Origin of the sequence: Shewanella maritima (genome assembly GCF_043643735.1) — a bacterium.
Classification (GTDB): domain Bacteria; phylum Pseudomonadota; class Gammaproteobacteria; order Enterobacterales; family Shewanellaceae; genus Shewanella; species Shewanella maritima_A.
On the sequence record NZ_JBHZSM010000003.1, the window covers coordinates 1 to 24,035 of the forward strand.

The following is a 24,035-nucleotide window of genomic DNA, read 5'->3' on the forward strand; positions in this document are numbered from 1 at the left end:
CTACAAAATAACTGAAACGCCCCCTTTTAGGGGGCTGAATGAAAGCCACCTTCTTCAGAAGGTGGATTCTTTACTTTCTGCTTACTCAGTTTCCATGTAAGCATTAAGCACTACTATTTTAGATGGCCCTGTCGGGTTCACTTGTTTCTGCCTGAGCCGTTTGCTTGTTATTTTTCTTGGTTATTTTAGGGCCTTTACGTAACTTGGCTCGGGTGCGTCTGCGATCGTAATCCGCGCGTTTAAACGACAGTGCTCGCGACAGAATAAAGCCTATAAAACCTGCAACACACAACATTATTTGCTGTAGTTCCATACTCTTTTCATGCAATGCTTTTATCTCTTCAAAAAAATGATTCAGATTTAACCTGACTTCGATATAGCCAAGGTTATTGTTATTTTGAATGACATTTTCAATCAGCGGTGGATAACTGTGCAGCAGTTGCTTCATTTCTTGTGAGTCAGGGCCTAGGTCTTCATTACTAATACTTTGCGCAAACGCCAGTCTCACTCCTTGAGAGTTATACATGTGAACAGATATGACCTTGGGATCTTGTGCCAGTTTTGTAGCAAGCCACTGCAACTGTTGATCGTTTTGCAGATACATAGCTGGGGCCGCACCTGTTGCAGCTTGCTGGGCTAATAAGCGGGCCATGATGTTAGTCTGAGAGTTAATCAAGTTTTGGCCATTTTTAAGGCTGGTTTGCCATAAGTTAATCAAGCCAAAAATGAGTGCTATGGCTAAGATGACTTGAATAATCCTGCTAAACTTTTGCCTTTTCTTAAGACCTTTAACAAAAATCACTTTAATCCTCAGGTGTTTTTCTATTTAATGAGTGTTGCTTGCTTTAGGTGAGGATGAACTACAGTATTGGTTGGCTTACAAGTTCACACACCTTAATGCAATATTCTACTTTCTCACAGCGTGTTATTGCTGATGTTTACCAAAAAACATTGCACACAGTGAGCTATGTTCAGTGTAGCACTATGCTGCAATCAATGAATATAATCGGCGATATTTTGTTATAAATTTAAGTCATTTGGGAGTGTTTTAGCGGATGTCATCATTTGAAAATCAAGCTGTTTTATCATGGTTATTTCATCAAGAGTCAGCCAGTTTAAAAGTCAACCAAGTACACTTTTCACGTTATCAAGAAGCCGATTATGCCAACTTTAGTGCAAAGTTTGATTATCGCTTAAGAATCGTGTTTACGACTCAAGCCGCACAACAGCTTGATGCTTGGTTAGGGCAATTATCAATTCAAAGTGCAATTTGTGTACTTAATCGAGCCAATGATTTACAAGGTATTGAGCTGAGCTTTAACCAAGATATAACGCCCTCACTATCTGAATTAACCTCTTCAACGCAACTTGAATATTTTTGGGTGAAACAGCCGTTAGCAAAACTCCATCAACCAGGTTTATTGGTGATGGACATGGATTCTACTGCGATTGAGATTGAGTGCATTGATGAACTCGCCAAAATGGCTGGTGTTGGTGATGCTGTTTCTCAAGTTACCGCACAAGCTATGCGAGGTGAGCTGGACTTTGAACAGAGTCTTCGTGCCCGTGTCAGTAAGCTTAAAGATGCACCTGCGACAATTATTGATCAGTTATGTTCTCAACTACCTATTATGCCTGGATTGCCAGCATCATTATCTGAGTTACAAGACAATGGTTGGAGGCTGGTTGTTGCGTCGGGCGGCTTTACCCCTTTTGTGAATGATTTAAAGCGTAAGCTAAAACTTGATGCTGCCTACGCTAACGAACTTGTGATTGAGAATGACAGATTAACCGGCGAGGTAACAGGTACCGTTGTAGATGCAGAGTATAAAGCCAAGGTTGTTAAACATTCGAGTCAGCAGTGGGGAATTGAGTTTGAGCAAACCGTATCTATTGGTGACGGTGCCAATGATATCCCAATGATTGAAGCTGCTGCACTTGGGTTAGCTTTTCATGCTAAGCCTAAGTTAAAACAGCATGCCAATGTGGCCATCAGCCATCTTGATTTACGCGCTTTAGTATTTTGTCTTCAGGGTTAAAATAGAATTATTACTCTATAAATGATTGAAATTTGTCGTGGTAAGCATTAGCTTTAGATCACTTTGAGCCGTTTAACCATGATGACTGTATGACACTGCAACAAACCTCTCACTTCTTGCCTTATCGCGATGGACACCTCCATGTGCGCCATATTGTTTCATCAGCTAATCGGCATAATCATGACCCGATTTTGATGTTGCATGGTGCCATGTCTAACGGAAAGGTGTTTTATAGTGAATCTGGCAAAGGCTTAGGGTGTTTTCTGGCTAAGGCAGGTTTTGATGTCTATGTCATGGATACCGCTGGTAGAGGTCTCAGCAAACCCATCATTGATAAGCAATATCGCTTAGGTCAGGGCGAAGTGATCCGTGAGCAATTACCGCAAGTGCATCAATTCATTTTAGATAAACATCCATTGAATCATAAAGTTCATTGGTGTGCGCATTCGTGGGGCGGGGTGTTAATGGCCAGTTGTATGTTGCGCTTTGAGCATTTACAAAGCCAAGTCGCATCATACTTAACCTTTGGCACCAAACGTACTATTAAGGTGAACTCGCTTAAAAAATGGTTGTTAGTTGATATGCTGTGGAATCGCGTAGCCCCTCTTTATGCGAGTAAAGCCGGTTACCTTGATGCCCAAAAGCTCAGAATAGGCATGGATAATGAGAGTAAAGCTTCATTAGACCAAACTATAGACTGGGTGAGAGGAGATTGGGTTGATCACGATGATGGCTTTGATTATTCAGCGTTAGTTTCGAATGCTAAGTGGCCTAAAACTTGGTTTATTGCTGCTAAGAACGATCGAGTGTTAGGTAACCCATCTGATGTGAAAGATATGTTGGCAGAGTGCCAGTTAACTGAGGCTAAATATACACTATTAGCTAAATATAAAGGGTATAAGCGAGATTATGACCATGCATCCATGCTGACGCACCCAGATGCAGTGAATGAACATTTTATTCAAGTAAAACAATGGTATCTATCGCACTAGTCTAATTGTGCATTAAGCTGAATAACGACATTATTTTGCCTATGAACTTGCTTTAGGCGTTGCTTGTTGCAAGCTCGGGTAGCGCAGTTCTACTTCTGAAGTAATATCGATGAACTCACCACGGCCAATAACGCGCCATAGTTCAGCCTCTAGTTGCTTCGCCCGATGTTTAGCATGTATATGGATATACTCAAGTTCACGACGAATATAGCTCATATCGGGCTTGCCTGCTGCGCCGTAATACACTCTTAATGCCATAAACCGACCAACGCTTTTGCTTTGTTGAATATACTGTATTTGATGCATTGAAGTTTCAAGTTCAGATACTGGCTGACATGCTAAACTGATATTGCCACCTGCATGGCGCTTGATTTGAATAAATACCTCAAAAAAGCCCATATCATGGCTGGGTTTCATTTGTTTTAATGGGTCGATAATTTTTTCTTTTAATATGCCTTCGCCCAGTAACGGGGTGAAATTGTACTGCAAGATCTCGTCGGTATTTTGTGAAAACAAATTACTGATGTCGTCGGAACGGGTACCAATACCAATGCAAGAAAATTGAGGTGATTTCTCACTTTTATCAATAAAGAATGGCACACCAACCATTTGTCTCATAGCCAAGCTTTTCATGCCATCAGCGAGCTCTTTTACTTCTCCGTCACTGTCTGAAAGCTGTGACAGTTTTTCTTTGTTGTTAATAATTAACTTATTAATAAACTCTACACCGCTATGAGGGCTATGTCCTACTTTGGCGCTTAGGTGCAATGTTTGACCATTCTGGCGGCTGCGCAGTAATTGGTAGGGTAAGTTCGACAAGTTGGTTTTGCCAGCCATTGACTGTAGGCGGGGGAAGCTTAGTAATACTTCACTATTGATAGTGAGATTAGCTGGATTATCTAAAAATATTTGTAAGCCTCTGGTGGAAATATCATGCGTAATGCCTTGTACTTTTTCATCTCGCTGCTGCACTCTCACTAACGTTTTGAAAGCGAATCTTGCCTCTCTCCGTCTTTCGCTAAACGGCATAGAGACTTTTTTTATGCTATCTTGCTGGATTTTTTGCTGGGCAAACATTTTCAGATTGTTGACATTAGAGTTATCAAACCATTTTCGATAATGTGGCTTGGCATCTTCGTTGGTTAAGTCAACAAGCTGTAGTACATAAGCAAATTGCGATAGTTGCTGCTCTGTTAAACTGGCATAGTGCTGATCGTCACCAGGCAGAGTCGAGTTTTTATAGCTTTTAGTGTGATCGACTTTGTGTGTGGTAACCCGAAATACTCGCCAGCTGGCCTTACTTGAACTAAAACCTAGAAATAGTGGCAGGCTGTTGTGCGCCTTTAATTCTGCTAGAGACGCTGAATAGAATAATAACCTGCCATTGGCATTATGAGTAAAGCAATAAATTAGGTTATGGTCACTATTGTCTGGTTCTTTTATGACGTGAATTAAACGCTTTGTGTTCAACAAACCTGGCAGTTGGTTGATATTATTTTCGTCTTGAAAATAGTGTTGAAGCGGTTGGTTTCCCTGACCGATAAGTTCATGCGAAATATAGGGGCGTCCTTTATTCACGGATATATATAAAGGCAGATGCGTTTGAGCGGGGAGGTAATGTCGCTCATAACCTAAACCACGTGCAGTTACGCACACATCATTGACATCCACTTTATAACGGAACTTATAACCGCGTATTAACTGGGTGATAATTTGATCGAGTTCCTTACCGCCGCCTATGCGTCTGAGTCTGAATATGGCATTGTCGGACTTCTCTTGAATATCAACAATATGATATTCAACCCCTTTTTCAAGATCTTCGAAATAAAACTCTTCGCTAATATCAAGCAGTTTTACCTTTAAAGGCTTATCAGGGTTAAATTGGTGCTTCAGTGGCAACTTGACTCGAGCGCCTCCAACAGATAAATCTAATGTCACGCCAGTCGTGCGTGCCCCATGATCTTGGGTTGCTTCTAATTTAATGCTGTAATTCATCCGCTCTTCACTGCGGTTAAAGTAGTTACCTAGAACTACAGCCGGTACGATGATAGATTCAACTTGATTTAATGCTTCTGATTCAGGTTTTTGTCGAACTCTAACACGTCTTTTTTTGTGAGCTTCAATAACATGTTCATAAACACCTAAGGTATAGGTGTTTCGATATAGAGGAAGTGTTGCCAGTAAGGTTTTCTTAGCCGGTTCATCAAGGAAATGGCGCTGATCAGCTATCACGACTTCTTCACACGGCAGCTCAGAACGGTCACGTAAATCGATAATTCGCGTGCATGGAGCCGAAATACGGTTAAGCTCCATCTTCAATAGAAAACGGGTGGAATTGCTGACATCTGCGGTGAGGCGCTCAAAGAGATCTTTAAAATCTGGTTCCATCATTAATGGTTTGAGCTGCTCTATTAGTGCAGTGTGATTATCTAAACTCATTCTCTAGGGCGTTTTTTAATGATTATTGTTCGGCTGACTGTTAACCTTTATCGGCAAATATAAGGCTTTCTTTAAAAAGCAATTATCCGATACCGGCTGAGCATGGGAGTTTACCCTCCTATACTAGCACAGCAGCATAAATGAATGACAATGGCTTATGGCAAAAAATAAAACAGCATATGTATGTAATGAGTGTGGACAAGACTTTCCGAGATGGCAAGGTCAGTGCAGTGCATGTCAGCAGTGGAACACCATCACAGAAGTCCGTTTAGGCAATTCTAGTGCTACCCGCACACACCAATTTTCAGGCTATGCCGGTACAAGTGGCAGTGAAGTACAAACACTTGATCAAATTGACTTGAATGAGTTACCTCGAATCGCCAGCCCATTTACAGAGTTAGACCGAGTACTCGGCGGTGGTATTGTGCCTGGTAGTGCCATCTTGATTGGTGGTCACCCTGGGGCGGGTAAGAGTACGTTACTGCTGCAAACCTTATGTCAACTGGCGCAAACCATGCCGGCTTTATACATCACGGGTGAGGAGTCGTTACAGCAAGTGGCAATGCGAGCACACCGTTTAGGTTTGCCTACGGGGCAATTGAAAATGTTGTCTGAAACTTCCGTAGAAACTATTTGTGATATCGCCATCAAAGAAAAGCCCAAATTAATGGTCATCGACTCGATTCAAGTCATGCATATGAGCGACATTCAATCGTCGCCAGGCAGCGTGTCGCAAGTCAGAGAGTCGGCATCTTATCTGACACGCTTCGCGAAGCAGCAAGGAGTAGCTGTGATTATGGTTGGCCATGTGACAAAGGATGGCAGCTTAGCTGGACCAAAAGTATTGGAACATTGTATTGATTGCTCTGTGATGTTTGAGGGGGATAGTGACAGTCGTTATCGTACTTTACGTTCCCATAAAAACCGTTTTGGTGCGATTAACGAGCTGGGTGTGTTTGCTATGACCGAACGTGGTCTGAAAGAAGTCGCGAACCCTTCTGCCATTTTCTTATCACGTGGTGATGAAGCGAGTTCAGGTTCGCTTGTCATGGTGGTATGGGAAGGTACACGCCCGCTACTCGTCGAATTACAGGTCTTAGTCGATAACTCTGCTATGGCAAACCCGAGACGGGTAGCAGTGGGAATGGATGCAAATCGTTTAGCGATGTTACTGGCGGTTATGCACCGTCATGGCGGTTTACAAATGTCGGATCAAGATGTGTTTGTTAACGTAGTGGGAGGCGTGAAAGTATCTGAAACCAGTGCCGATTTAACCCTGTTACTTGCCATGGTTTCAAGTTTTCGTGGTGAAGTTTTGCCGGTAGACTTAGTCGTGTTTGGAGAGGTCGGTTTGTCTGGGGAAATTCGCCCAGTACCTAATGGGCAAGAGCGTTTAGTTGAAGCGGCCAAGCACGGCTTTAAACGGGCGATTGTGCCTCTAGCCAATAAGCCCAAAAAAGCACCTCTCGGTATGGAGGTGATTGGGGTGAGTAAGTTATCCCAAGCATTAGAAGCGCTGTAATTAGGAGACTCATTCCGCTAGGAAGATACTGCAATCAGCGCTAGCGTTGCGCTGATTGTTATTGGACTACTTTGGCCGAGAAACGTTAGATAGGTTGCTGACTTTCGGCCAACATTTCTAATTCACGGTTAAGTAGTTCTGCATCGCCCATGTTTAATTCAATAATACGGCGTAAATGACTGATGCTTTCTACATCAATATGCACACAACGTAAACCAAGGTGCTCAGTTGCTTTATGGGCTAAATTCATTTCCATCACAACTTCAATATCTGACTCGGGTAAAATAAACTCTAGATGATAATTACTATTTATCTGCCCAGAAAAATTGTCAGGACGCTTAATTAACGCACCACTTAAACTTAAATCTAAAATTTTAGTTCGCCAAGTATTCTCACCCTGATAAATGTAAGCACTTGCCGCAAACAGTATCCGTGAAAACTTCCGTCGGTCATCCATAATTCACCCATTATGCAACGATTTATTTATCTAATCATACTCGAAATATAGCCATTGAGTATATTATATAAGCTAACTATTGATTGTTTTTAGCATAGATTTGCTGCGGTAATTCGATAATGAATTTAGCACCTACCCCAGGGGCAGTGATCAATTCAACTTTTCCCATCAGCACTTGGTTTACCAAGTTCAGTAAAATGTTCATGCCCAGTCCGCTACCACCTTTGCCGCGTTTGGTGGTGAAAAATGGAGTAAAAATTTGCTGTTTGACTGATTCTGTCATGCCAGCGCCATCATCTTGATACACCATGCGGATGCCATTTTCATGTTCAGTGATAGTTAAAGATAAATTGCCCGACTCGCCTTCTGCGTAAGCATGAATAATTGAGTTGTTTAACAAATTACTTATTATTTGATAGAAAACGCCAGGGTGACTATGCAAGATGATATTTGGAGGACATTGATAATCCACTTTGTGAGGGGTGCGTGAAAGCAGCGGTTGCAGTGACACAAATATCTCATCAATGTAGTGTTTCAAATCAAAGTCGCGTAATTCTTCATGTGACTGATCAACCGATACTTTTTTAAATGATTGGATCAGTTTCGCAGCCCGATTGAGATTGCTTAGGACGAGGGCTGCACAATCAGCGACTTCAGTTTGATATTGCTGAAACTCTTCATGAGAGACCTCACCTTTTTCATAAGCTTGATTAAACTGGTTAACGCGATCAGCAAGGTGGGAATTGGCTGTCACACATATCCCAATAGGGGTATTAATTTCATGAGTAATACTGGCAACTAAACCGCCTAGTGTTGCCATTTTTTCTTTATCAACAAGTTCATTACGGGTGTGGTGTAATTCTTCAGTACGCTGTTTAACGTTATCTTCTAGTTCAAGGTTAAGCTGTTTGAGAGCGGCTTCGGTTTCTTTTAATGATTGAATATTTTTAATGGTACCCGTAACCCGATTGGGTCGACCTTTGTCATCTCTTTCAATCACTTTGCCGCGATTCAGTACCCATAACCAACTATTATCGGGCATTAAACCTCGGTAGGTTAGTTCAAAATCTTCGGTGCCAAATTGAAAGCATTGTTTCACTGTTTCGAGTATTTTTGGGTAATCATCTGGGTGGATCGTTTTCTCTAAAGTGTGCTGTAAACTTTCTTCAACCTCAGGGTATTGCAAGAACACATTGCTACGAATCGCTTTTTTAGAAACGATATCCCAATCCCAAAATTCATCACCACTGCCCCACAGAGCTAATTGCAAGCGCTGTTCGCTTTTAGCAATTTTATCCATCATCGCTTCTTTGGCACGGTATTTACGTAATCGGACTGATAAAAATAGCCAAGTGAGCAATATTAACGCCAGTAAGTAAATACAATATGCCCACCAAGTCTGCCAAGGGGGCGGCACAATAGTGATATCTAAGGTACGAACAGGACTATATTGACTGTTGATATTTTTTGCTCTTACTTGAAATTGGTAAGTGCCAGGGGAGAGCCCTGTAAAGTGTGCAATGTGGCTATTGATATCACTAAACCATTGACTATGCAGCCCTTGCATTCGGTATTCATAGTCTAATTGCTCAGCTTGATGCAGATTAATACTATGAAACTTGAACGAAAATAACGCATCTTGGTAACTGAGTGTCAGCGCTGGTGCATAACTGATATGATTTGCTTGTTCAAACCTAGGCTCTAACTCGACTCTTTGAGAACGGTTCAGTAGAAAAAATTCATCGATAATCGGGGTTTTAGGTTGAGATATTCTGGGAAGATTCTCGGGTAAAATATGATTGAAACCGTTAATGCCACCTAAGTAAACCCTGCCATCAGCATCGACAAAGCCTGCGCCAAAATTAAACTCGTCATCTTGTAGACCATCTATGGCAGTATAATTTTTAATCGTGAAAGTTCGTGTGTTTATCACACTTAAGCCACCTGATGTGCCTACCCAAAGGTTCTCTTGTAAGTCTTTTACCATCAAGTAAGCAACGTTATCAATTAAGCCTGCTTGTGAGTTAAACAGCCTGATATCTTTGTTTTGAGGATCAAATGAAAATATGCCATCACTGGATGATATCCAAAGGCGCTGGTCAATAAAGTAACCTGTAAATAAGTGCTTACTTGGAAAACTCTTTGTGGTTTGTGGATTATAGAAAGTCATATTACCTTCTATGGACATTTTGATTAAGCCGCCGCCATAAGTCAGTACCCAATAGCTACCGGCGTCATCTTGTAAAATGTCTGACACTTCATCGATAGGAAGGCTATTAGGGTCACTAGGGTTACTTTTCCAAGTTTGGAATCCAAGCTCTTCATTGATAAATAAACTCAGGCCACCATCCTTGGTCGCGATCCAAGCTTGTTGTTTATTATCGAAAAACATACTGTATAAATTATTGCTGCCAATACTATTGCTTGAGTGGGGTTGGTGTTGATATTGACGCATCCGGTTCGTTTGTTTGTTGAAGATATACAGACCTTGCCCACGGGTACCAATCCATAGCTCGCCTTTATCATCTTGTTTGACAAAACTGACAAAGCTGAGTGGATTAAAATCGACATGCTGAAAAGGTTTAAACCCCAAAATTTGTTTTTGTTGGTTTTCTTCTGCAATGTATAAGCCTTGTGCTGTGCCAACCCACAACATTTGCTGCTTATCTCTGTATATGCTGCGGATATCTGTATTGAGAATATTACGTTGGGCAAAACTATATTGGTTGATGGGATTAAACACTAAACTGTCTAAGTATGTCCTGTTTAAGCCATCACCTTTGGTGCCTATCCACAGTTGCCGTTCATCATCAAGCCATAGGCGGCTAATGGCTGTGCTGCGAAGGCTGTGAATATTTCCAGGCTCATACTCAAAGTGACTGTACTGTTGAGCGCTTGCATTGAGTTGTAGCAGCCCTATCCCTGAATGGGCATAGGCAATCCATAAGTGTTGATTGACATCGAACAGCAAATCGCTGATGACAAACTGCTGTTGATTGGCGGGCAGTTGCTTTGAAAATACTTCTACCACTGGTGACTCTAACTCTCCCTGAGCAAGGCTGACTGTGAGTAGCTCAGGATCTGTATTCGCAAGCCATAACTGGTTATTAACACCTTGTGTTATTGCACTTATGGGTTGCTGTAAGCTTTGGTGTTGAAATGAATGGAACTGATTGTTTTTAGGGTCATAGAGCTGCAGGCCATTTTCATGGGCAACCCATATGCGCATCGTATCATCACGAAAAACATGACTGATAGATTCGCCAGTTAACCCACTTTGATGCAATTTAAAATGCTGAGTAACTGTTAAGCTGCTCAACGAAAATACAAAAACGCCTTGCTCGCTACCCAACCAGATATTGCCCTGCTTATCTTCAGAGATATCGTTAATACCACTTTGCGGTAAGCCAGAATCTGCTTGATTGAAGTGCTCAAACGAGTCAGTTTGAGCATGATAACGATTTAATCCATCATTGAGCGTAGCAAGCCATAATTGGCCGGACTTGCTCAAGTAAAGCTGCTGAACATGATTGGCGGAAGGGCCCATAGGGCTTGATTTGAGATAGATCTTAATGCTGTCGCCATCATAGCGATTTAACCCTGCCTGGGTGGCAATCCATAAGTAACCAGATTGATCGGTAACAATATCATTGACCGTATTCATTGATAAGCCGTGTTCGGCTGCCAGTGAGTCAAATTGAAGACTTGCATGTGTTGGTAAGGAAAAACTGGCTAATAACCAGAACGTTAAACCCAACAGCATTGTCAGTAAGTGGGTAAAAGGCAATTTCAAACTCGCAATCCAATTGGGTTTTATTGTCAATCTAAGATCATTAAATAAGTGTAGAGCGAATCTGAGAAATTGCGAATATATCAATAAAGTAGCAAATAAAAAGGAGCACACTGTGCTCCTTTAGTTTTCTAGCATCACCAGAAGTGTCTCTGGCTTTGTTTGAGTTATACCAGTAAGTGACCCATTAATGCGATAACCGGAAGCGTTACTAAGGTACGCAAAATGAATATCACAAATAACTCGAAAAAGTTTACTGGGATTTTACTACCAATAAGTAGCGCACCTACTTCACTCATGTAAATTAACTGAGTAACCGATAAGGCTGCAATGACAAAACGTGTTAAATCAGATTCAATCGAACTGGCTAGAATGGCGGGAATAAACATATCCGCAAAGCCAACAACAATCGTTTGTGAAGCGGCACTAGCCTCTGGAATCTGCAGTAGTTCCAATAGTGGAATGAATGGCATGCCTAAATAGGTAAAGATAGGAGTATGCTCAGCCAAAATAAGTGCCACAGTACCAATCGCCATCACTACAGGGATCACACCAAAGACCATATCTACCGCATTCTTAACACCTTCAGACAGTAGACGTTTCACGCCGCCAGCATTTTCTGCGCGTTGCAGTGCTAGTGCAAAGCCATGGGATACCACACCTTTACCTTCTGGTAATGCTTCGTGGCTTACATGTCTTGGTTCATTATTTATATACAGATCTTTCTTACGTGACAGAGGAGGCAGCTTAGGCACAATAATCGCGGCTACGATACCCGCTAAACAAACTGTCAAATAAAAAGGAACAAACAAATGTTCAAGTTTTACTTGAGAAATCACCACCAAGCTGAAAGTAATCGATACCGCTGAGAAGGTGGTACCAATGACAGCAGCTTCACGCTGAGTGTAGAAGTTGGTCTCATATTGCTTGTTGGTCATCAAAATACCGACACTGCCATCGCCTAACCATGAAGCCATACAGTCGATTGCGCTGCGACCTGGCAAGTTAAAAACAGGGCGCATGATCTTTGTTAGCATGGTGCCAAAGAATTCTAGCAATCCAAAATTCAATAATAGAGGCAGCAACATCCCGGCAAAAATGAATACTGAAAAGAGAACAGGCAGTAGATCGTTCAGTACTAAACCACCGGTGTCACCTGAAATAATAGGTTCAGGACCTACTTCAAAGTAAACCAGTACAATAAATATGGCACCTAGAATACGAACAACAGTCCAAAATGGCGATACGTTTAATAGGGTGTTGAAAAAATGGTGCTCAGTAACGGCCTTCGGTTTTATCAGCTTCACTGCAAGCGTTGCTATGGCCATGAATACCACGATAGCAGTAACGAGTCCTGGAATGATGTCGCCAAAATAAGCTTGTACTGATTTAGACATCACTGCGATCGGGATTGTTAGCGCATCTTCATAACTAATAGGGGTCATGAAAAGTAATAGACCTATCAGTGATGGGATCACAAAGGTCAAAATTGTTTTTAAACTGTGTTTTTTTTCTTGAGTCACGTTAATACGCCTTTCAATTTATCTTTATTACACTTCACCAAACGGCGTTGTTAGCATGCTGTATAGGCCACTTTATTGAAGGGGCAAGATTACCCCCAATAATCACTCATGTAAAATGATTCATAAAACGAATAAATATCCCATAAAAGTGAGTAGTTATATTCTAACTTTTTTTGCACAATAAGATCTATAAAAAACATTTGTAATCAATAGTTTGTTGCGATGTTAATCTATCGTTCTGTTGGTGTTTTAAATTTTCTCTTTGGTAAAACTGTCACCTTTTGCTCAAAGGTTGAAAAACTATTTCTTATTCAATAAGTTTTTGATTGATCTGCATGGTGATGAGGGGGGCAAAATCGTGTAAACCTAACCTATTAGCATTGCTCAAAATTAGGGTTAGGTCAGTTTTATTTCATTTTAATTAGGGTAAGCTAACTTTATAACGTTATTTTTTTGATTTATTTTGAAACACAATATTGTATCCACCCTAGCGATTCGTTTTGGTATGTTGGGCTTTTTTGGTGTGATACTGGCGATTGGCACAGCGATACTGTTGCAAAGTGCTGAAGTTGGTATTGCAAATTTGCTCCCTATCAGTTTGAGTGAGCTGGGTACCTATTCGCGTTCGCCAAGTGCACTCATTCTTAATGGCGGGATATTCTTTTCCGGATTAACGATGGCGCTTGCTTGCTTGTTTGCTATGCAGCTGTCTCCTAAACCATGGGGAGCACTCTTTTGGATTACCTTCGCCTTGATGTTTGTCGCCTTTGCAGCCACAGGCTTGTTTCCGATGAATGTTTACCACCTTCATCTACATGCTATCACTGCTTATATTAGCTTTGGGGTACTGAGTAGCTGTTATTGTTTGCTTTATTGTTTCAGCATGCCAAAAAATGAGCGTCTGTTGATTATGGGATTAGCGTTAACAGTGTGCTTAATTCAAGTGACGCAAATTCTACTGCCGCAATACTTTGCTTGGGTAACAGGTCGTGACTTTACCGAATACAAAGTGGTTGTTGATTCAATTACCTCAAAGCCGCCACAGCCTGCAGTGTGGTGGCAGGCGATGCTTATGTGGTTGAGTGTGCTATTTAATCTTTTTTGGCTATTAGCTATGCTGCGCCAAATGTCTGTCAATTCAGCTTCTTTAGCGCAGAATAAAGGCTAGTTAGCTGTGTTGACTCATTCCTGCATCGCCAAACCAATAACCGTTACATTCACTTGAATCGGATAGTTGCGCGGCTAATTGTTGTAAATCTGTTGTTTGATGCTGGGTTCGTATTATCTGATTTGCCAGCGTAATGTCATCAATGCTGCTAACAGACAGCCGCCAATAATCAACGCCCATTTGTTGCATTTTCGGGATTTGCGCAATTAAATTCACTTTGGCTGCAGACTGCGTTTGAATGCCATTAAGGCGTAATAAAGGCTGCTTTTCTTGGGTTTGTGCCAGTAAACCTTTAGGATGTTGTTGGCAGATTGTTTTACAATTATCTTTACTCAAATCATAGTGCTTGGCGGTAAAGCATCGTGCAGAATGAGCCAATGGGATATAACCATGACCGTAAACTTCCACTTCAAAATCAGGCTTATCTGCTATCACCTTTGATAGCCACTGCTGTGATAATTCAAACGGCATGACAAAACGCTGCATGCCTTTTTTATGCAAAATATCCAATGACGCACGGTTATAGTTATTGATGGTTGGACCGCACACGAAAGGGATATTGGCTTGACTCGCCAGATGCACCGCTGCCATGTCGTTGGCCTCAATCATAAACTCGCCATTGTCTATATATCGGCTAAGCTCTGTGAGTTCTGATTGCGCTTCGATCAACGCCATGGTCGACAACACCACATTTTTCCCTTTGCTTTTCAGTGTTGAAGCTATCTCTAAGTAGTCATTGAATTTAAGTTCGCGGCGACGACTACAGACGGTTTCACCGAGATATACGGTATTTATTTTGCTATCAGCAACGGCTTGATAAAAGTCTTGTACTGTTTGTTTATCCCAGCAATAACTTAAAGGGGCCAGTGAAATATTCATTTATGTTCTCTTTCTTCTCTAGTGCAAGTTATTTAGTGAAAGTTATTGCCACTGCCTTGCGTAGGCGCCTAATGTAGTAATTTGCCCTTCAGACACTTTTGCTAAAGCTTGATTCCATGCTGCTGATTCAACAAATGCTTCGGGATTAGCCTGATAACGGTCGATGGCTTGGCGCCAGACTTGCGCTACTTGTCCAACGTAAGCTGGGCTGCGTTGTCTGCCTTCGATCTTGAGTGATTTGATGCCTGCTTTGGCTAGTTTAGGCAGTAAACTGAGCGTGTTAAGGCTGGTTGGAGATTCAAGTAAATAGTTTGGCGTGCTGTCATCCTCAGCCAAATAACGGCCTTTACATACTACAGGGTATCCAAGATGTTGATCTTTGCTAGAGCGTTCAATCAATACATCGTTTAAACGAGTCAGTTTATCTTCACCTTCATCTTGCCACCTTACATGTTTAGCTGGAGAACAAGACCCACCGGTATTTGGCGATTCACCAGTCACGTACGATGACAGATGGCAGCGTCCTTCAGCCATAATGCATAAACTACCAAAAGCAAATACCTCTAGCTCAACAGGGCTGACTTTCGCAAGATCACTCACTTGCTTCATTGACAACACACGAGGTAATACCGCACGTTCGATATTAAAATTGTCTTTATAAAAAGATAACGCTGCGAGGTTTGTCGCACTGGCTTGAACGGATAGGTGCAGTGGCAGTTGCTTGTGCTTAGTATTGGCGTAATCGAGTAATGACATGTCAGCGACGATGAGGGCATCTAGACCGATATCAGCAGCAATATCTATGGCTTCATACCAACGTTTTTCTTCACCGGGTTTTGGAAATGTATTGAGGGTAAGAAAAACCTTACGATTTTGCTGGTGGGCGAGGGTAGCCGCTTTTTGCAATTGAGCAGGGGAAAAGTTTAATCCAGCAAATGAACGGGCATTAGTATCGTTTTTCAGTCCTAAATATACAGCATCGGCGCCGGCATTAAACGCAGCCTTCATCGATGCTAAATTGCCTGCGGGGCATAGCAGTTCCATGTGTTGTGCTCTTATTCTTATTTGAAAGGTTGGCAGTGTAAAAGTGAATGACGTCACATGAATTGATTTAAAACAGGTTTAGTTTGATAAATTCACAGTAAAATGCATCCATTATTTAGAAATGACTAATTGGGATATTTCATGGCAAATGCTTTTACTCATAAAATGGCAAGCGATTTATTAAATGTCGCGCCTAAGATGAGCCGTCAAACCTTGGCGATGGTGCCAGATAAGTTAAAGTTTGAATTACTCAGTCGTCTGGTTAATTTGGTGTTGAGCGAACAGATTGCTGATGAGGAGTTAGATTTCCTTCACGGCAAGTGGGTTGGCATTGTTGTCGAAGATATTCAGTTGTCATTTGCTGTGAGTCTAGATAAGCAATTAAAAATTGCGCCTATGGAAAACCCTGATGTGGTGTTCACGGCCAATGTTCCAGAATTAGTACTGGTTGCAGCGGGCAAAGAAGACCCTGATACCTTATTTTTTCAACGAAAGCTGTTAATTGAAGGTGATACTGAGCTAGGTCTTGAGGTAAAAAATTTATTGTTGAGTATTGAACTTGATGCGCTGCCTAAGCCTGTGCAAGTGGCAGTAGAGAAGCTTGCTGTGACGATTCAAACTTTGCAGGGTTATAGTCAGTAACTGAACAAGGCCGAGTATTCGTATGTTGGATTAGAAAAACGCCTCATTTTTGATGAGGCGTTTTTATACCAATTGGGATAAATAAGTGGTCAGAGATTACGCAGGAAAATCGCTTAGAACAAGGCAGAAATTGCAGCTAGCTAGTTATTCTACCTACAAAAATTCTAACGAAGTGATAAGCGATTTTAACCAGTAAGAATTATCACATACTTGTGCTAATTGGTATTTTTAAGCTTTGCCTGTAATCACAGCATACTTTATCAGTAGCTCATCTTGTGATTCTTTATGATTAGGGTCTGGGTCAATACAATCTATCGGACAAACAGACACGCAGGTTGGTTTGTCGTAATGCCCCACACACTCAGTACATAATGCTGGCTCAATTTCATATATCTCTTCGCCCATGGTGATAGCTTCGTTTGGGCACTCAGGCTCGCACATATCACAATTAATACAGCTATCGTCGATAATTAATGCCATGGTTAACTGCCTTTTAGCTTAAGCTGGAGCTTGTTGATGCGGGTTGCGGGTATCTTGCCCTTGGGGCAGATTACGCATCACAATGGCTTTTTCGACGCAGATATCGGCTGGCACATCTAAAAAGACAAAATGCCCTGAACCTAAACCGGCTTCAACAGACTCGCCTTTACGGTTAATCAACTGCTCAATAGTGAGGTTAAAGTTACCTTGTGGTGTCATCACTTCGATGCTGTCACCGACGCTAAATTTATTCTTCACATCAATTTCAGCTAAACCTTGGTCATTTCGCTTACCTGTAAATTCACCGACGAACTGCTGGCTGTCACTGATTGAGTAGCCATAATCATAATTTTGATACTCATCATGGGTATGACGACGCAAAAAGCCTTCGGTGTAACCGCGGTGTGCTAAGCCTTCAAGGTTGTACATCAGTGTACGATCGAAATCTTTGCCTGAAGCCGCGTCTTCAATGGCTTGACGATACAGCTGCGCTGTGCGGGCAACGTAATAAAATGATTTAGTACGACCTTCAATTTTTAAGGAATCCACACCCATCTTGGTTAAACGCTCAACGTGTTGGATTGCGCGAAGATCTTTCGAATTCATGATGTAGGTGCCATGCTCATCTTCAAACGCTGGCATATACTCGCCAGGACGCCCAGGCTCTTGCAGTAATACGACTTCATCAGATGGCTTACCTGCACCTAATGTTGGGTTTTCAATTTGTACGCCATGCTGGTCTACAATCCCTTGCGGGTTAACTGCGACAATATCGCCTTCCATGGTTTCCTTGGCTTCATGAACATCGTATTTCCAACGACATGCATTAGTACATGTACCTTGGTTTGGATCGCGCTTGTTAATGTAGCCAGACAGTAGACAACGGCCCGAATAAGCCATACATAGGGCACCATGAACAAACACTTCTAGTTCTATGTCTGGGCAACGTTGACGAATTTCTTCAATTTCATCGAGTGAAAGCTCACGAGAAAGGATGACGCGCTTAATGCCTTGTTGTTGCCAGAATTTAACTGATGCCCAGTTAATGGCATTTGCCTGTACGGATAAGTGCACCACTTGCTCTGGGAATGCTTCACGTACCATCATGATAAGACCTGGATCTGACATGATCAGCGCATCAGGATTCATGGCAACCACCGGCTCCATGTCTCTAATATAGGTTTTCAGCTTTGCGTTATGCGGAGCGATGTTGCTGACCACATAAAGCTTCTTACCTAAGGCATGGGCTTCATTAATACCCGTTGCTAAGTTTTCCATTTTGAAGTCATTGTTACGTACACGCAGACTATAACGTGGTTGACCTGCATAAACAGCATCAGCGCCATAAGCAAACGCGTAGCGCATGTTTTTTAAGGTACCTGCGGGTGACAATAGCTCTGGTTTAAACATAACTTCTCTCAAATTAGCTGGAAAATCGCACAGTATGCGGGGGCGGAATTTTACTTAAGGATAGTAGTAGATGCAAATAACATCAGCGTATATCTAGCTTGCTGAGGTGATATTTCATGTGCAATGGCGCAAAAAAAACATAAAAGCGACCAATCACATCAGTATTAGAATGATATAAGGCAATTGAGTGTAAAAAATAATGTTTCAAGGATGCTGTAATCTGAGTTTATTCGTTATAATCTTGTTCTTAAATTGAAAGTGATTGGAAGCCAAGTATGTCAACTGAACATCAGTTATTAGTCGGATTATTAAAAAAACTTAAAGACGATGCATTGGTGTTACCCACATTGCCAGAAGTCGCGATGCGGGTGCAGGAAGTCGTGGCCAGTCCGGATTCAAGCCTCAAACAAGTGGGTGAAATTATTGGTCAAGACGCCGCCATTTCAGCTCGAATTATCAAAGTGGCCAACAGTGTATTGTATTGCCGTGCATCTAAGGCTGAAAACGTCAGTGCTGCTGTGAATCGTATTGGGCTTGTGCAAATCAAATCGCTGTCAACTTCAGTGGCGATGGAGCAGCTGTTTATCTCTACCAACGAAATGGTGTGGGAGGTGATGGATGAAGTGTGGAAAACCTCAATTGAAGTCACCGCAGCGGCCAATGCGCTGTTAAGCATTTACAACAAACGCAAACCGGCGCGTAAGTTCGATAAAGAAACCCTAACCCTTGCTGGCTTGGTACATAATATTGGCGCATTGCCAGTTTTGTCTGAAGCTGAAAAACAGCCTGAAATGTTCACCCAAGTGAATCAATTACGCTCGCTAGTTAGAAAAATGCAAGGACCAATTGGTAAAGCTGTTTTGAAAAGCTGGGATTTTGCCCCAGAAGTGACTGAAGTAGTTGAGCGTTGGTCGGATTTACATTATCTACCAGATGAAGTCAGCTATCTCGACTTTATCCGCAGTGCTGCATTCTATTGTGGTGAGTTGCGTGCTGGTGGAGAGTTAGAACAACGCTTGGATATATTTGCTCAACGTGGTTTGCCTGTGACGCCGGATGATCTGGCTAGTGAAGAGTTTTTAGATATTTACCATTCGATCAAACTCAGTTATCAATAAACCATTTACCCCAGAACTTACTTCTCCAATGACGTTAGCGCTTAAACATACTCAAGCGCTAATTCATCATTCACCTGAATATGAACTGAGTTTTCATCCAAGCGTTACCTTTGTATTGATGTTAATTGTCCCTGTGCCGAAGTTTTGTCTTAATAGGCTGGATTGACATTTATGGACGTTGAGCCGACAGCTGCTCAATTAACGACAGTGGCATGGGAGCTAATTGCCGCTTTTTGTTCATGCATACCATTTCAATGGTGGCGGTTACAGCAGGCTTACTGGCAGCGGGGCGCCAAATTTGTTGCCGCCATACAGTACGATATTTACTTTCAAATGAAAACTGGGTTCGCACATCAATAATATCAGCAAACTCAACACCATCATGGCACAACATATCGCTGCGATAGACCGCAAAGCCTAATCCGTGTTGCTGCCAAAGTTGATTGAGTTCTTGTGCGCCAATCACATGCTCACGGGCACGTTCAAAATACTTTAAAAAGTTTGGATGGTATACAACGCCTGAAAAGTCAGTGTCTTCATAATAAATTTGTACTGGGAAATGAAATACAGCACTGAGTTGATTGGTGGTTAGTGTCATCATTAAGGCTATGGTTATGTGTTCGAAGTGGCAGTGTAACTTTTAATCCTCAAATGGCAAACTAAACTCATATTGGTTTGCCACTGGAGAGGTTATTGAGTCGAGATTACAATTATATTGAAATATTTATTTGACTCGACTGAGGTGAATTGGCTGACTTTGTGTATGCTGTTGTTTCAGTAATTGCTTAGTTAGCTCTTCTGCTGAAATAGCTGGACTAAATAAGAAGCCTTGTCCCCATTGACATTGGTAGTTGCTTAGTAAGGCTAACTGACGTTCTGTCTCTATACCTTCAACAATCACATCTAGTTGCAATTCTCGTCCAAGATTGACTACGTTTTTAAGAATAATATGGCTGGCATCATGCTCTAATGCACCACTCATAAATCCTTTATCTAGCTTGAGTGTATCAATAGGGAATTGGGTTAAATAGTTAAGTGATGAGTAGCCCTTTCCAAAGTCATCGAGTCCAATTCGTACACCTATGTCTTTTAATTTCGACAGCACTAGCTTGGAAAGCTCAACATCTTCAATCAATAACGACTCAGTGATTTCAAGCTCAAGCTTATTAGGGGTGAGCCTTGTTTCATTGAGGATTCTGGCGATGTCACTGACAAAACTGGCGTGAGTTAATTGTATCGGTGAGATATTGATAGAAACATTTGTCTCCAGTAACCCTAGTTCATCCCAATGTTTGGCTTGAATACAAGCTTGCTCTATGACCCATAAGCCAATTTCAATAATTTGTCCGCTTTGCTCTGCTTCCGGAATAAATTTATCTGGTGCGATAAAACCTTCTTGTGGGTGATACCAGCGCAGTAACCCCTCTGCACCAATAATTGAGCGTGTTTTCAAGTCAATTTTTGGCTGGAATAATAAACTTAGTTCATGATTCTTGAGGGCAAAATTTAATTTGTTTTTAATGGATAAGCGTTCAATTAAGGCGGTGGATAGCTGCTCATTAAAGAAGAATGTCCCATTACGGCCACTTTGTTTTGCCGCGTACATCGCAGTATCTGCATGTTTAAGTAAAGTTTTTACATCAGTGCCATCTTGTGGGAATCTTGCAACACCGATACTGGCGGAGCTATTGAGCCAATGTTCATTGATTTGATAGCCAGCATTTAATGCTGCACGGATCCGCTCCATAATTTTAGGCAATTCATCTTTGGCCTTAGGGGAGGTTTCATTGATAATGATGGCGAACTCATCGCCGCCGAGTCTGGCCAATACATCATGTTTCTTTAAGCTGTGTTTTAAGCGTTTTGCAACTTGAATAATTAACTCGTCACCGACATCGTGCCCCATAGAGTCATTGACTTCTTTAAAATGATCCAAGTCAATAAATACCACTGCGCCATAGTTGCTGCTTTGTTGTAGTTGATTTTGCAGTGTTTGATTGAAATTATAGCGATTATAAAGACCGGTGAGACTGTCATAATTCGCGCGTAAACTGAGTTCATTTATTTGTTGATAGCGTTTATAAATGTAAAGCACCACAATGAACACAATCACAGTGACAAGAATAAATAAAGCGTATAACCACCAAGGGCGATTAATTTCGAAGGTAAACTGCGCTTCGTGAGGGCTCCAAATGCCATCACTGTTGGTCCCTTGCACTTTGAATGTGTAGCGTCCTGCTGGCAAGTTGGTATACATAGCTTGCGGAGAGTTTTGCGCGCTAATCCAGCTATCGTCAAATCCTACAAGTTGATAACGATATTGGTTTCTTTCTGGCTCAGTGTAATCAAGTGATGCAAATGAAAATTGAATAATACTTTTGTCATAATCAATTTTGGGAACATGCTTTAGTTGCTGGCCAATTAACTCTTTGTCACCGGCAATCACTGCGGAAGTGATATGTATACGGGGTTGATATGGGTTGGTGCGTATCTGCTGCGTATCAACACTCAGTAGCCCTATATTACTTCCTAGCAGCAACTGTTTATCTACCAAAGCAATTGCTGCTTCATAAAAAGTCATGTTTTCTTGGTTAAATACACTGGGGTAATGGGTAAAACGCTGTTTTTCTATGGAGAACTTCACTAATTGATATCGGGTTGTCACCCAAAGGTCGCCATGTTCATCACCGATCACTGCTTTCAGGCGATTATCCTTCAAACCATGTTGTTCATTAAAATATTGTATGTCGAAGCTAGCATCTTGGTTAACTGTGATTTTAGCAAGGCCTAGGCCTTGTACCGCTGCCCAAATGATACCTTGTTTGTCTTCATAAAGGCCGCTCACTCTTAGGTTTTCTACTTCGGTGCCAAGGTTTAAGTGTTGGGTTGTGTTATTGATTGGATCAATGATAAAAATGCTATTTGTTGTTGCAGCCCACAAGTGTCCTTGCTGAGTTAAAATAGTCTGAAAGCTAAAGTTTCCTCCCGTGACATACAGGTTTGTATTGTCATCAAAGTAAGCATTAAGTCGTTGCTGTTCTGGGTGGAAATAAAAAATGCTGGTCATATAGCCCGTTAACCAAGCGCCGCCTTGATTATCTGGTTCAACCGTATATAAGTCTCTCTCCGGTAAACCGTGCGGGTTACCTTTTCGGTTATTGTAATGCACAAGTTGCTGTTTTTCGTGGTAGTAAACGCTTAAGCCTTCAGCGTGAACGAACCATACATTTTGCTGTTTATCGACTCTCACCCCCCAGACTTCATCATTAAATATGTCTGTAGAATCAGAATATGGGTGTAGCGTCATTGTATTGTTTGGTAAATCAAACTTATCTATACCACCATCGCTGGCAATGTACACCTGATTATCGAAGCTGTTGGCAAGACTGTATACCACCGAGCCAGATAACTCTGAGTTATGGGGCAGTTGTTTATAAATCTGGCTAGCTGACTTTAAGGGGCTGTAATAAGCCACGCCTTTATCGCTGGCGAACCATGTGTTACCAGCCGTATCGACATAGATTTCAGAGATAGAGTTAGAAGGCAATGAGTCATCATTGAATACCTGACTGGTCAGGTATTCGTATTGACCGGTAAATATATTGAGTGAGACAACACCATCATCTAGACCAACCCAGAATTTATCATCGCTGATTTTCTCAAGGTTATGTATCGTATTACGGGGTAAATAAGTACCATCAAGCACAGAGCCTTTATTATGTAATCGCTTGTAATGGCCTGTTTTGGGGTTAAATAACACTAACCCTGAGTAGTGGGTACCGAATAAAATGGTGTCATCTGTTGCGCGAATACCCACATAAAAGTAGTCACCAAAAATCTCTCCCTCAGTGGGGGCTTCGTCAGCCTCCAGCAATAAGCTTGATTCATTGGGCTTAAACAGTGTTAGGGTATGACTATCTGCTTTTTTATAAGCCAGACCAGCATCTGTACCTAACCATAATGTACCTTGAGCATCTTCTACCGTTGCGTAAGTAGAGTTAATGATTTCTTCACCGTCGATGACTAAAGGGAAATGGCTAAATGTATCATCAGGGTGGTATAGGCTGAGACCTGAGCCTGTATTTAACCATAAACGGCTTTTTTCATCGATATACAGTCCAAGGATCCAATTGGACGTGATCCCAGAGTTTTGAGTGTTATAAATAGAAATGTTTCCGGCTTTATCGAGTTTATTGAGACCGTCTTCAGTGGCAAACCAAATATTGCCCAGTTCATCCTCTATAACATCAGTGACAAAGTTGTTGGAAATATGGTTAGGCTTGCCGGGGGAGAATTGATAATGGATGAACTCACGGCCATCATAACGGCTTACGCCAGAGTCGGTGGCGAACCATATGAAGCCATTTTTTTGTTGGTAAATTGTATTTACTATGGTTGAGGGGAGTCCGTCAGCAACGTTGAGCCTATCAAGTGGGAACTTAATCGCCAATGAAGATTGTATGCTGCTAAATAACAGCGTAATACAGCATACTAAAAAAAGTAACAGCTGTTTTATTTTAAACATCAACGCC

Annotated in this window: 17 protein-coding genes; 6 read left to right on the forward strand and 11 right to left on the reverse strand. The window is 41.7% G+C overall.

The features are described 5' to 3' along the window. Positions 1–118: 118 nt before the first annotated feature. On the reverse strand, positions 119–802 hold the full coding sequence (locus ACHUGF_RS04230) for an AhpA/YtjB family protein (RefSeq protein WP_394129549.1): 684 nt from the start codon (positions 800–802) through the stop codon (positions 119–121). A gap of 253 nt (positions 803–1,055) precedes the next feature. On the opposite strand from ACHUGF_RS04230, the gene serB reads away from it, so the two are divergent. Together serB and ACHUGF_RS04240 are read left to right on the forward strand one after the other, a co-directional pair. Beyond that, positions 1,056–2,039 carry a phosphoserine phosphatase SerB gene (serB, locus tag ACHUGF_RS04235; protein WP_394129550.1) on the forward strand — a complete coding sequence of 328 codons (984 nt, stop codon included), beginning with the start codon at positions 1,056–1,058 and terminating at the stop codon, positions 2,037–2,039. 89 nt (positions 2,040–2,128) lie between these two features. Further along, positions 2,129–3,031 (forward strand): alpha/beta fold hydrolase, encoded by a 903-nt coding sequence (locus tag ACHUGF_RS04240; protein WP_394129551.1) that lies wholly within the window; start codon positions 2,129–2,131, stop codon positions 3,029–3,031. 39 nt (positions 3,032–3,070) lie between these two features. On the opposite strand, the gene ACHUGF_RS04245 is transcribed toward ACHUGF_RS04240, so the two are convergent. Then, a complete protein-coding gene (locus ACHUGF_RS04245; RefSeq protein WP_394129552.1) occupies positions 3,071–5,470 on the reverse strand; it encodes a PilZ domain-containing protein in 2,400 nt (799 codons plus the stop codon). Positions 5,471–5,627: 157 nt separating this feature from the next. Between ACHUGF_RS04245 and radA the strand changes: the two genes are divergently transcribed. After that, complete coding sequence (gene radA / locus ACHUGF_RS04250; protein ID WP_394129553.1) at positions 5,628–6,992, forward strand: DNA repair protein RadA; 1,365 nt, start codon at positions 5,628–5,630, stop codon at positions 6,990–6,992. A gap of 85 nt (positions 6,993–7,077) precedes the next feature. On the opposite strand, the gene ACHUGF_RS04255 is transcribed toward radA, so the two are convergent. From ACHUGF_RS04255 to ACHUGF_RS04265, 3 genes are all read right to left on the reverse strand, one after another. Next, entirely contained in the window at positions 7,078–7,449 is a 372-nt protein-coding gene (locus tag ACHUGF_RS04255) for a PilZ domain-containing protein (protein WP_394129554.1), read from the reverse strand. Between the two features lie 76 nt (positions 7,450–7,525). Beyond that, positions 7,526–11,242, reverse strand: coding sequence for a two-component regulator propeller domain-containing protein (locus ACHUGF_RS04260; RefSeq protein WP_394129555.1), 3,717 nt, complete (start codon positions 11,240–11,242; stop codon positions 7,526–7,528). Between the two features lie 164 nt (positions 11,243–11,406). Then, positions 11,407–12,762, reverse strand: coding sequence for a YjiH family protein (locus tag ACHUGF_RS04265; protein WP_394129556.1), 1,356 nt, complete (start codon positions 12,760–12,762; stop codon positions 11,407–11,409). A 463-nt stretch (positions 12,763–13,225) separates the two neighbouring features. On the opposite strand from ACHUGF_RS04265, the gene ACHUGF_RS04270 reads away from it, so the two are divergent. Continuing rightward, the gene (locus ACHUGF_RS04270) at positions 13,226–13,930 is read left to right on the forward strand and encodes a hypothetical protein (RefSeq protein WP_394129557.1); all 705 of its coding nucleotides are present in this window, start codon (positions 13,226–13,228) and stop codon (positions 13,928–13,930) included. Here ACHUGF_RS04270 and ACHUGF_RS04275 read toward each other — a convergent pair whose 3' ends face one another. Continuing rightward, positions 13,931–14,809, reverse strand: coding sequence for a U32 family peptidase (locus ACHUGF_RS04275; RefSeq protein WP_394129558.1), 879 nt, complete (start codon positions 14,807–14,809; stop codon positions 13,931–13,933). It lies immediately after the preceding gene. A 42-nt stretch (positions 14,810–14,851) separates the two neighbouring features. Beyond that, on the reverse strand, positions 14,852–15,853 hold the full coding sequence (gene ubiU / locus ACHUGF_RS04280; RefSeq protein WP_394129559.1) for a ubiquinone anaerobic biosynthesis protein UbiU: 1,002 nt from the start codon (positions 15,851–15,853) through the stop codon (positions 14,852–14,854). Between the two features lie 141 nt (positions 15,854–15,994). Here ubiU and ubiT point away from each other — a divergent pair, with 141 nt between their 5' ends. Further along, positions 15,995–16,495: a ubiquinone anaerobic biosynthesis accessory factor UbiT gene (gene ubiT, locus ACHUGF_RS04285; protein WP_394129560.1), complete on the forward strand. Its 501-nt coding sequence runs from the start codon at positions 15,995–15,997 to the stop codon at positions 16,493–16,495. A 228-nt stretch (positions 16,496–16,723) separates the two neighbouring features. Here ubiT and ACHUGF_RS04290 read toward each other — a convergent pair whose 3' ends face one another. Together ACHUGF_RS04290 and trhP are read right to left on the reverse strand one after the other, a co-directional pair. Beyond that, complete coding sequence (locus ACHUGF_RS04290; RefSeq protein WP_394129561.1) at positions 16,724–16,975, reverse strand: YfhL family 4Fe-4S dicluster ferredoxin; 252 nt, start codon at positions 16,973–16,975, stop codon at positions 16,724–16,726. A gap of 18 nt (positions 16,976–16,993) precedes the next feature. Then, positions 16,994–18,385 carry a prephenate-dependent tRNA uridine(34) hydroxylase TrhP gene (gene trhP, locus ACHUGF_RS04295; protein ID WP_394129562.1) on the reverse strand — a complete coding sequence of 464 codons (1,392 nt, stop codon included), beginning with the start codon at positions 18,383–18,385 and terminating at the stop codon, positions 16,994–16,996. 275 nt (positions 18,386–18,660) lie between these two features. Between trhP and ACHUGF_RS04300 the strand changes: the two genes are divergently transcribed. Next, positions 18,661–19,503, forward strand: coding sequence for an HDOD domain-containing protein (locus ACHUGF_RS04300; protein ID WP_394129563.1), 843 nt, complete (start codon positions 18,661–18,663; stop codon positions 19,501–19,503). Between the two features lie 169 nt (positions 19,504–19,672). On the opposite strand, the gene ACHUGF_RS04305 is transcribed toward ACHUGF_RS04300, so the two are convergent. Next, complete coding sequence (locus ACHUGF_RS04305; protein ID WP_394129564.1) at positions 19,673–20,104, reverse strand: thioesterase family protein; 432 nt, start codon at positions 20,102–20,104, stop codon at positions 19,673–19,675. Positions 20,105–20,227: 123 nt separating this feature from the next. Beyond that, on the reverse strand, positions 20,228–24,028 hold the full coding sequence (locus ACHUGF_RS04310) for an EAL domain-containing protein (RefSeq protein WP_394129565.1): 3,801 nt from the start codon (positions 24,026–24,028) through the stop codon (positions 20,228–20,230). Between the last annotated feature and the right edge of the window lie 7 nt (positions 24,029–24,035).

What these genes read in the sequence shown, in the direction of transcription:
- serB (WP_394129550.1), top strand. Translation starts at nt 1,056, where the DNA reads ATGTCATCATTTGAAAATCAAGCTGTTTTATCATGGTTATTTCATCAA.
- ACHUGF_RS04240 (WP_394129551.1), top strand. Translation starts at nt 2,129, where the DNA reads ATGACACTGCAACAAACCTCTCACTTCTTGCCTTATCGCGATGGACAC.
- ACHUGF_RS04245 (WP_394129552.1), bottom strand. Translation starts at nt 5,470, where the DNA reads ATGAGTTTAGATAATCACACTGCACTAATAGAGCAGCTCAAACCATTA.
- radA (WP_394129553.1), top strand. Translation starts at nt 5,628, where the DNA reads ATGGCAAAAAATAAAACAGCATATGTATGTAATGAGTGTGGACAAGAC.
- ACHUGF_RS04255 (WP_394129554.1), bottom strand. Translation starts at nt 7,449, where the DNA reads ATGGATGACCGACGGAAGTTTTCACGGATACTGTTTGCGGCAAGTGCT.
- ACHUGF_RS04275 (WP_394129558.1), bottom strand. Translation starts at nt 14,809, where the DNA reads ATGAATATTTCACTGGCCCCTTTAAGTTATTGCTGGGATAAACAAACA.
- ubiU (WP_394129559.1), bottom strand. Translation starts at nt 15,853, where the DNA reads ATGGAACTGCTATGCCCCGCAGGCAATTTAGCATCGATGAAGGCTGCG.
- ubiT (WP_394129560.1), top strand. Translation starts at nt 15,995, where the DNA reads ATGGCAAATGCTTTTACTCATAAAATGGCAAGCGATTTATTAAATGTC.
- ACHUGF_RS04290 (WP_394129561.1), bottom strand. Translation starts at nt 16,975, where the DNA reads ATGGCATTAATTATCGACGATAGCTGTATTAATTGTGATATGTGCGAG.
- trhP (WP_394129562.1), bottom strand. Translation starts at nt 18,385, where the DNA reads ATGTTTAAACCAGAGCTATTGTCACCCGCAGGTACCTTAAAAAACATG.
- ACHUGF_RS04300 (WP_394129563.1), top strand. Translation starts at nt 18,661, where the DNA reads ATGTCAACTGAACATCAGTTATTAGTCGGATTATTAAAAAAACTTAAA.
- ACHUGF_RS04305 (WP_394129564.1), bottom strand. Translation starts at nt 20,104, where the DNA reads ATGATGACACTAACCACCAATCAACTCAGTGCTGTATTTCATTTCCCA.
- ACHUGF_RS04310 (WP_394129565.1), bottom strand. Translation starts at nt 24,028, where the DNA reads ATGTTTAAAATAAAACAGCTGTTACTTTTTTTAGTATGCTGTATTACG.